Source organism: Propionivibrio sp. (genome assembly GCF_049316945.1).
Taxonomy (GTDB): domain Bacteria; phylum Pseudomonadota; class Gammaproteobacteria; order Burkholderiales; family Rhodocyclaceae; genus Propionivibrio.
Map to the genome: position 1 here is coordinate 1 of NZ_JBMOJE010000150.1, position 10,106 is coordinate 10,106.

Genomic DNA, 10,106 nt, shown 5'->3' on the forward strand with positions numbered 1-10,106 from the left:
GCCCAAGGCGTGCCGTGCCCAAGGCGTGCCGTGCCCAAGGCGTGCCGTGCCCAAGACACCCCGGAGGTTTCGTGCGTACCAGGCACGGCACACCAAGGGCACGGCACGCCGTGCCCCTACAGTTTCCATACTCATGCGAGTGCAGGCGCAGTCTTCGTTTCTCCGGGACGCAGCACCGTTTCAACACCGATCAGTTCAGCGACCAACTGGCCGCTGGCATCGGAGAAGGCGATGTCGCACACGGTACGTGCATCATGAATATTGCGCCCGTAGACCACGCCTTGCAGCGGGCCGTCGGAGAGACCGTCGCGGTAGCTGCGATATTCGCCCATCGCCATCGGCAGTACGGCGCCTCCGAGGACATGCCGCGACCAGAGTAGTGCGAGTTGCAGACCGCCGTCCAGGGCAGCTGCATCGCTGCGCCAGGATTCGGCAGGCCACGCTGATTTCTCCGTGCCCGAAAGCATGCCGACGATACCGTCACGTGAGACACCCTGCACAGAGTCGATGACCTGGAAGCTTGGCCCGTGGAACAGCACATGACCGTCATATACAGCGGCCTGCGTCCAGGCATCGAGGATCGGCTCTGCTTCGCCGACCGGCGCCGTGACGGCCACCTTGGTCATGCCGACTGTCGCGCTGTAATGCAACACGTTCTTCTTGCCGCGCAGCTCAACGCCGATTTCGGCACCCGATCCGTTTGACAGCAGATGCGCGCTGACCGTGAAGCGATCGCCCGCCCCGGCGTAGTTGTCCAGCTTGATGCCGCGCAACACCTTGACCTGCTTGACGGTGGCCAGTACCAGATCCGGACGGCAGGCACGCGCCGCGCGCAGGAACCACTCGACGGCCAGCATCATCGGCACCACCGGGACGCCGGCAATGCTGTGATCGGCCAGATGCGGATGCGAGTCTATGCTGACGCGTACCTCGACCGTGGCCTGCGGCGTCACGCTGGCGCCGAGCGCACCATCACCCTGCGCACCACCGACGATAATACTGACGTCAGCGCTGACGTCATCACTGCTACAAGTCATCTCGTCGACAAAGCGTTGTGCGCCAATCGCCAGCGGAATCAGGGCGACGCCCATTTGCTGGAAGTGGCTCTTCAGGCTCGGCGTCACCATGCCGCCTTCCCAGGGGCCCCAACCGATCGCACGCACCACGCAGGCGTCTCCCCGGCGGGCACGCTCGGCACAGGCGACGAGGTTGAGCACCTCGTTGGCCATCGCGTAATCGCACTGCCCGAGGTTGCCGGTCCGCGCGGCGACGGAAGAGAAGACGCACAGCGCGGTGAGGGGATCTTTTGCGGTGGCCGCGAGCAGTGCGCGCAGGCCGCTGACCTTGGTGTCGAAGACACGATCGAACTGCTCGTCGGTCTTCTCCTCGATGCGCTTATCGGCGAGTACGCCGGCGCCATGCACGACAGCGGTGATCTGTCCCCATGTATTGCGCACGGTTTCCAGTGCAGCGGAAAGCGCTGCAGCGTCGGATACGTCGACCGCGATGTAACGTGACTCGGAACCGGCAGCCTTGAGCGCCGCCTGCGTGGCGCGGATTTCGCGCAGCGCGAGCAGCGTTGAAAGCTGGCCGTTCAGCTCGGACGGCGTCGGCTTGCGCCCTTCGGCTTGGGCACGCTGCAGCAGCGCACGCTTGAGACCGGCATCGTCGCCGATGCTGCGCAATTCCTCGGGCTCATCACCCAGTTCGGTGCGTCCGAGCAGCACGATACGCGGCTGTTTAGCCTTGGCCAGTGCGATCAGGCTGGCTGCCGTAACGCCACGGCCACCGCCTGAAGCGACAACAATGGAGTTGCTGTCGATTGCCTCATCCTGGACGGGCACGGCGCGCCGTGCCCCTACCGGCACCAACGCCAGCGTCGTGCGCCGTCCATCGGCGTGCAGCCCGACTTCCAGCGTCGTGCCGCCTTGAAGCAGTTCGGCAACGATGGCCTCGGCCAGCGCACCGGCTTCACGCGCTTTCTTGCCGGTGCCGCGCTCAAGGTCGATGGCTTTTACCGCCGCTTTTGGCCATTCGAGCGCCGCAGTACGCGCCAGTGCACTAATACCGCCGAGGAAGGCACGCGTCGCGTCGCTCCCGGACAGGCCGAAATCGCCGCCCGTATCCTGCACGGTGACGAAGGCGCCGCCTTCACTGGTCATGCGCGCCGCAACCGTACGACTGGCGCGGAAGGCTTCGCGATTGACCGCGACCGCCTCATCAACGCTGTTCACGGCACGCAGGCCGCCGAGGAAAACCACGGCATCGGCATCGGCCGGAACTGTCGCGACAACGCTGGCCTTGACCCCGTGTTTGGCCAGACTCGCCACCAACGCGGCAGCGACACCGGCGCCATCGTCGGTCACCACCAGACGCTGCGCGCCGAGGATGCCGGAAAGCGCCATGCCGACCGGGCTGGCCGGCACTTCACGCACGGCAAAACGCTCGACGCTGGTTTGCGGCGTGGCGGTTGCAGCAGTCGCTGCTGCCACAGTGGCAACTGCCGTTGCCGGCTGGCCTGCGGCACGCATGTGCTCGATGATCTGGCCAAGCGTACGCAAAGTCGCCAGTTCGCTCGGTTTGACTTCCGGCAGGTTTGGTGCGCGTTCGCGCATCGCCGAGAGAATTTCGACGCGCTTGATGCTGTCTATACCGAGATCGGCCTCCAGCTCCATATGCACGCCGAGCATCTCTTGCGGATAACCCGTTTTTTCGGCAACGATGCTCATCATCAATGCTTCGAGATCAAGCACTGGCGAGGGGGGCATCGGCCTCGCCTCATCCCGTACGGGCACGGCGCGCCGTGCCCCTACTTGAAGGGGAGGGAGAGCGGCAAAAGCCGCGCCACCGGCAGCACGCATGTGGTCAACGATCTGGCCAAGGGTGCGCAAGGTGGCAAGTTCGGCCGGCTTCACTTCTGGCAGATTCGGTGCGCGTTCGCGCATCGCCGAGAGAATTTCGACGCGCTTGATACTGTCGATGCCGAGGTCGGCTTCAAGCTCCATGTGTGCGCCGAGCATTTCTTTCGGGTAGCCCGTTTTTTCGGCGACGATGGTCATCATCAGATCTTCAAGATCAAGCACTGGCGCGGCCTGCAGGGCAACTGGTGCAACTGCCGAAGCAACCGGCATAGCGGCAAAAGCCGCGCCACCGGCAGCGCGCATGTGGTCAACGATCTGGCCAAGCGTGCGCAGGGTAGTGAGTTCGCTCGGCTTCACTTCTGGCAGATTCGGTGCGCGTTCGCGCATCGCCGAGAGAATTTCGACGCGCTTGATACTGTCGATGCCGAGGTCGGCTTCAAGCTCCATGTGTGCGCCGAGCATTTCTTTCGGGTAGCCCGTTTTTTCGGCGACGATGGTCATCATCAGATCTTCAAGATCAAGCACTGGCGAGGGGGTCATCGGCCTCGCCCCATCCCGTACGGGCACGGCGCGCCGTGCCCCTACTTGAAGGGGAGGGAGAGCGGCAAAAGCAGCACCACCGGCAGCACGCATGTGCTCGACAATCTGGCCGAGGGTGCGCAAGGTGGCGAGTTCGGTCGGCTTAACTTCCGGCAAGCTCGGAGCCCGCTCGCGCATCGCCGAGAGAATTTCAACGCGCTTGATGCTGTCGATGCCGAGGTCGGCTTCTAGCTCCATTTCGGCGCCGAGCATTTCCTGCGGATAACCGGTTTTTTCGGCAACGATGGTCATCATCAATGCTTCAAGATCAAGCACTGGCGCGGCCTGCAGGGCGACTGGCGCAACTGCGGCGGCAACCGGAGCGGCAACCTGGACAGGCGCTGGAGCCGGTGCCGATACCGGTATGACAACAGGCAGCGGAGAAGCGTACTCAACCGGTGCAGCGATATATTGCGCAGGCGGTGCAAGTTGTTGCGCCGGCGCCGTGCCACCGAGCATCGCGCCCAGACCGGCGAACGACGACTCGGCGGTCTTCAGGAAAGCCATGTGGCTATCGGCCATCGAACGCTGATAAGCCGCATGCGCTTCTGCGGTCGTCCGCTGTGTTTCCTGGAAAGCCTGCACCCAGGCGAGGTGCGCCTCGGGGGCCATGCTGGCCGCGGCGTTCACCTCATCCCGTACGGGCACGGCGCGCCGTGCCCCTACCTGAAGGGGGGGGGGAACCGTCACGGTTTCACGAATGATCACCGGTTCCGGCAACGCGCGTGGCGGGTTGGGCGGCGGCAGATCCTTCGCACCGCCTGGCGGCGGGTAGGGCCGGCCGGAATTGGCGCCAAGGATGGGCATCGTCATTGCCGGCTTCTTTACCGGCTTGTCGGACAGTGGGGCGAACTGGGCCCAGAGGGGCGCGAAGTCAATGGCCACGCCAGCCAGCGCAAGGCGGCCGAGGCCTTCCTGCAGCGTCGTGACGCCATGCTTGCCCTTGCGGTCGAGGTTGATGGCACGGTGCGGACGATCGCCGAGGATGCGTCCGACCAGTTCGCTCAGCACGCTACCGGCGCCGACTTCGACAAAAGTACGAACACCACGGGCGTACATCGCCTCGATCTGTTCGACGAAACGTACCGATTGCGCGAGCTGCGCGGCGAGTTGTTCGCGGATCGCCGGCGCTTGCTTGGCGTAAGTCGATGCGGTGGCGTTGCTGTACACGTCGAGCTGCGGCGCGCTGACACTGACGCTCTGCAGGAACTCGCCGAACGGCACGCTCGAAGCGGCGACCAGCGGGCTGTGAAAGGCAGTCGCCACGGGCAGGCGCTTGGCGGTCATGCCCTGCGCGGCAAATGCGGCTTCGACTTTGCTGATCTCGTCGACCGAACCCGAGAGGACGACCTGGGTCGGCGAATTGTGATTGGCCACCACCACGTTGGCGCCGCTCTCGGCAAGCGCTACACGTACCTCGTCGATCGATTTGGCGACGGCGGTCATCGCGCCGGGCACGGCCGATGCATCGCGCATCAGTTCGCCGCGCCGACGGGCGACCTTGACCAGACTCGGGGCGTCGAAGACACCGGCCTCATGCAGCGCGGACACCTCGCCGAAACTGTGACCGGCGACGCAGCCCGGATGCACGCCGACAGCGTGCAGCACGTTGGCTAGCGACTGGCTGTGCACGCCAAGGGCGGGCTGCGCCCATTCGGTGGCGGTCAGCTTTTTCTGTTGCGCGTCGCGATCCGCATCGGTAAATACCGGCTTCGGGAAAACCACGTCGTGCAGACGCTCACCGTCGAACGGCAGGTTGGCTGCGTCATCCCACGCCTTGCGCGCCGGATCGAAAGCCATCGCCGCCTCGGCGCCCATGCCCACATACTGGCTGCCCTGACCGGGGAAGAGGAAGGCCAGTTGGCCTGCATCGGCCGTACCGGTCGCGTAATGCACGCCGGTCGGGCTGGAATAGGCCGTGCCCGGTGTTTTTTCGATGGTCGCTGCGGCCTGCGTCAGCTTTTCCGCCAACTCGCCGGCATTGGCGGCGATTATCGCCAGCCGCGCTAAGTCGTTAACTTCGTTGATCGAGAAGGCAAGCTGCGTCTCACGCGCCACATGACAAAGTTCCTTTTTGCCGCCGGCCAGTGCGCGGCACTGGGCGACCAGTTCCGCCGGGCTGGCGGCGCTGAGCAGCACCAGCTCGGTGGGGACGGTGCGCAGACGCCAGGCCGGCTTGCCGGTGTCGACCGAGGGGACGTATTCCTCAAGCGTCACGTGGAAGTTGCTCCCGCCAAAACCGAAACTCGATACCGAGGCGCGGCGCGGGTGCTGGTCATCGCGAATCCACGGGCGGCGCTGGGTGTTCAGGTAGAACGGGCTTTGCTCGATTTCAAGCTTGGGGTTCGGGCGGTCGACCTTGATCGTCGGCGGCAGCACCTTGTGATGCAGCGCCATGATCGCCTTGAACAGTCCGGCCGCACCGGCCGAGGCCTTGGTGTGGCCGATCTGCGATTTCACCGTGCCGAGCGCGCACCATTGATTGTCTTCACGCGCGCCGCCAAAAGCGAGCTTCAGTCCGGCGAATTCGGCGACATCGCCAGCCTTGGTGCCGGTGCCGTGCGCTTCGACCAGCTCGACCGTCTCCGGGCCGAAACCGGCCACTTCGTAGGCGCGGCGTAGCGAGCGCGCCTGGCCTTCGGGCAGTGGCGCATAAACGCTGTTGGCCCGTCCGTCTGATGCCGAGCCAATGCCACGGATGACGGCATAGACGCGATCGCCGTCGCGCTCTGCGTCATCAAGGCGCTTCAGTGCCATCATCGCGATGCCTTCGCCGAGCAGGGTGCCGTCGGCGCTATCGGAAAACGGCCGGCAATCGCCCGTCGGCGAGAGCGCCGGCGTCTTGCTGAAGCACAGGTACATGAATATGTCGTTCATCGCATCAACGCCGCCGGTAATGACGAGGTCCGACTGGCCGAGCTGCAGTTCGTTGATGCCCATCGAGACGGCGGCCAGCGAACTGGCGCACGCCGCGTCGGTTACCGCGTTGGTGCCGCGCAGATCGAAGCGGTTGGCGATGCGGCCGGCGACGACATTGCCGAGCAGGCCGGGGAAGGAGGATTCCTGCCACGGCGTGTAGCTGCTGGCGATACGCGCACAGACTTCCTGCGCCTCGGATTCTGGAATGCCGCTGTCGCGCAGGGCCTTCAGCCAGATCGGCTTCTGCAGCCGGCTAACCATGTTGCCGAGCAGTTCCTGCGCCGAGGTGACGCCGAGCAGCACGCTGATCCGTTCGCGGTCCATCGTAGAAAACTGGCCCTGCGCGGCATCTTCCAGCACTTTCTGGGCGACGATCAGCGCCAGGATCTGCGCCGAGTCGGTTGCCGGAACAATGCTCGGCGGCACGCCGAATTCGAGCGGATCGAAATCCACCGGCGACAGGAAACCGCCGCGATTCGAGTAGGTCTTGTCGAGCGCCTTCGGATCGGGATCGTAATAGTCTTCAACCAGCCAGTGCGAGGCCGGCACGTCGGTAATCAGATCCTTGCCGGCCAGGATGTCGGTCCAGAAGCCGCGCGAATCGGTCGATCCGGGGAACAGTGCGCTGACGCCGACGACGGCGATAGGGGTTTGCTGGCGATGGGTTTTGGACATGGAAGTGATCTCGATTGCGGCGAAAAAAAGTTGGGTGCTGAAAAATATCAAAAACCTACCGCAGAGGCGCAGAGGTTTCGCAGAGGTAACGCAGAGAAAACCTTTAAAACAAATGGTTTTCTCTGCGTTACCTCTGCGTCTTCGCGCCTCTGCGGTAAGCTTTTCATTTTCACAGCCTCTAAATAAAAATCAGGAAAGCAGGCGTGGCCGGAACTGGAACGACGTGGCGGGTACCGGCAGGCCGAAACTGCGCAACTGTCCGGCACGGGTAATGACGGCAGCGCCTTCGAGCAGGTTCAGGGCGATCTGCACCACCGAACGGTTTTTCGGTTCGGCAAGGAAGGAGCCGGCTGCCCAGCGGTTGAAGGCGCCCATCGCCGGCCCGGACCAGATCTGGTAGTCGGCACGCCGTGAGACTTCGCCGTCAATCGCCCACTTGCTGGCCTTGCCCAGATACCAGCGGAAGACGAGGGCCATGCGGTGCTTGGGATCGGCCTCGGCACGGACTACTTCAGCCGGGTCGCGCTTCTGCCAGAACCCCCGGGTTTCGGCCCAGATCTCGTCGAACGTGGCGTGCAGAACGTCGCGCTCAAGCCTGGTTTTCAGTTCCAGCGGGATGGCTTCAAGCGAGGCGTTCGAGTGCCAGGCTTCGTATAGCTTGGACGAACGCACGCCGAACATCGTGCCGCGCTTGAGCACCTGGACATTGACGCCCAGTTCGAACATGTCGGCAGCCGGCGCCATGATCACATCGGCCACATCGGCTTCGGCGAGCATCGCCTTGCCGGCATCGGAAAGCCCGGCTTCGACGGCGGCCTGGTTGACCGAACCGGTCACCACGTAGGCCGCACCCATCGAAAAGGCGGCGGCCAGCGAACCGGGCGTACCCAGCCCGCCCGCCGCGCCGACGCGGATCGGGCGGTCGTAGCCATGCTGTGCCACCAGTTCGTCACGCAAGGCCATGATGGTCGGGAACAGCGCAACCAATAGCTGGTTGTCGGTGTGGCCGCCGCTATCGGCCTCGACCGTGATGTCTTCGGCAACCGGAACCTTCGCCGCCAGATCGGCCTCGGTCTGCGTCAGCAGATTCTGCGCGACCAGCGCGCGCAGCATGTCGGCCGGTGCCGGCGACATGAAGCGGATCGCCACTTCGCGCCGGGAAATCTTGGCGAATACGCGGTGCTTGCGCACGATACGGTCGTTGGCGTCGAGCTGCAGACCGGCCGCAGCGCAACGCACCACTGCCGGGGTCAGCCCCATGAAGGCCGATGCCGAGATGATCGGCACGCCCTTGCGGATCAGCAGATCCGCAACGCGATTTTCAAGCCCGGCTTCATTCGGCGAGTGAATCAGGTTGACGCCCCATGGCAAACGATTGCCCAGTTTGGCAACCAGCTCATCGACGGCTTCTTCAACACGCGGATAACCCAGCCCGCCGGCGCCGAAAAATCCGATCATGCCGGCCTCGGCCATGGCGATGCACAGGCGTGTCGTCGCAATGCCGTTTGCCATCTCGCCGGCAACGTAGGGGAAGCGCACGCCGTGCGTCTCGCAAAAGGACCGATCGCCCAACCATTCCGGAAAGGTCGCCGGCAGCGTCGCCAGCAGGGGCAAATCACCGGGTGCCGCCGTTGTCGTAGCCGATCCGCCCATGGCCAGCCCGATACGCGCTCGTGCCAGGTCACGGACCACATGCATCGGCTCACGGATGCTTTCCAGCAAAGGGCCAAGCTCGGCAGGTTCAAAAACCGGGGACCGGGCGCCGGACCGCCAATGACCGACAGGGGTCAGCTGAGTGTTGTTCAAAATTCACCTGCGCGGAATGAGACAAACGTCATGAAAAAATGGCCGGATCAAGCCGAAGGACAATGAACTGGTGCAGTGAGTCGGGCAGTACATAAGGCGTAGTCTAGCAAAAAAATACAGTTGTATATACGGTCGCGCATTAATTCGTCGGTTATGATGGCTTATCCATTAGCGAGAGATTCGATGAGCAGCAAGCCAGACAACGTCAAGGTGAGCCCACCCGGGCGCAAGCCGGTCATTTCCCGCCAGGACATCATCGCTGCGGCACTGAAATTGCTGGGGCCGAGCCGCAGCGTATCCACGCTCAGCCTGCGGGAAGTGGCGCGCGAGGCCGGTATTGCCCCGAACAGCTTTTATCGCCACTTTCGCGATCTGGACGAATTGGCGGTGGCGCTGATTGACCTCGCCGGCCAATCGCTGCGGCAGATCATCGGCGAGGCGCGCCAACGTTCCAATTCCGAGCACAGCGTGGTTCAAGGGTGCACTGACGCCTTCATGGACCAACTGCGTGCCGACGACCCCTTGCTGCACATCCTGCTGCGTGAAGGCACGGTCGGATCAGCCGCGTTCAAACACGCGGTGGAACGTCAGTTGAACTTTTTCGAAGACGAACTGCAACTGGACTTGACGCGCCTGGCCGAACTCAAGAACTCTGGGCTGTACGAACCGGCGCTGACCGCCAAGGCCATCACCCGGCTTGTCTTTGCAATGGGTGCTACGGCGCTGGACCTGCCGCAAGATAAACACGCTGAATTGACCAGGCAGATTGTCCTGATGGTGCGCATGATCATCGCCGGGACACAGGCATTGGCAGCGATCAATACAAAAGCCCGTACTTGATCGCTGTTGGCTGACAGAGTCACGCCCAGGCGCCGATGCGCGCCGTCTGCATCCTCTTTCGTCAGTCCAGCGCTGATTTTCAAGGCTGCAATGCCACCTCCTGCTGTAGCGATCCTGGCTCCCCGGGATCGAGTTGATCGAATGGGCGCAATGGGCAGAGATGCGCAGAGACACGCCCCATCAGGAAGCCGCCTTCCGCGAATAGAATTGCCCGGAACAGTCTTCAGACTTGACTGCCATGGCTATAAGTCTGCACTTCACGTCTTGATAATTGCATATAAGAAAGTGGCACAGTTTGATTACTGTCCACCGAATAAGCTTCTGCATTTTTCTTCGTTGTCGTGGTCGTGAGCGTCGCTTAGATTGGCATCCCTTAGGAACGGCTACGAAATAACTTCCCGATTTTATCTTCTCACCTGCATTGAT

At 63.2% G+C, this 10,106-nt stretch carries 3 protein-coding genes; 1 reads left to right on the plus strand and 2 read right to left on the minus strand.

What is annotated here, in order from left to right; translation table 11 throughout:
• Positions 1-131: 131 nt before the first annotated feature.
• The gene (locus tag ACOYNV_RS22785; RefSeq protein WP_422902101.1) at positions 132-7,034 is read right to left on the minus strand and encodes an SDR family oxidoreductase; all 6,903 of its coding nucleotides are present in this window, start codon (positions 7,032-7,034) and stop codon (positions 132-134) included.
• 189 nt (positions 7,035-7,223) lie between these two features.
• Entirely contained in the window at positions 7,224-8,840 is a 1,617-nt protein-coding gene (locus ACOYNV_RS22790) for a PfaD family polyunsaturated fatty acid/polyketide biosynthesis protein (protein ID WP_422902102.1), read from the minus strand.
• Between the two features lie 183 nt (positions 8,841-9,023).
• On the opposite strand from ACOYNV_RS22790, the gene fabR reads away from it, so the two are divergent.
• Positions 9,024-9,680 carry an HTH-type transcriptional repressor FabR gene (fabR, locus tag ACOYNV_RS22795; protein ID WP_422902103.1) on the plus strand — a complete coding sequence of 219 codons (657 nt, stop codon included), beginning with the start codon at positions 9,024-9,026 and terminating at the stop codon, positions 9,678-9,680.
• Positions 9,681-10,106 lie beyond the last annotated feature (426 nt).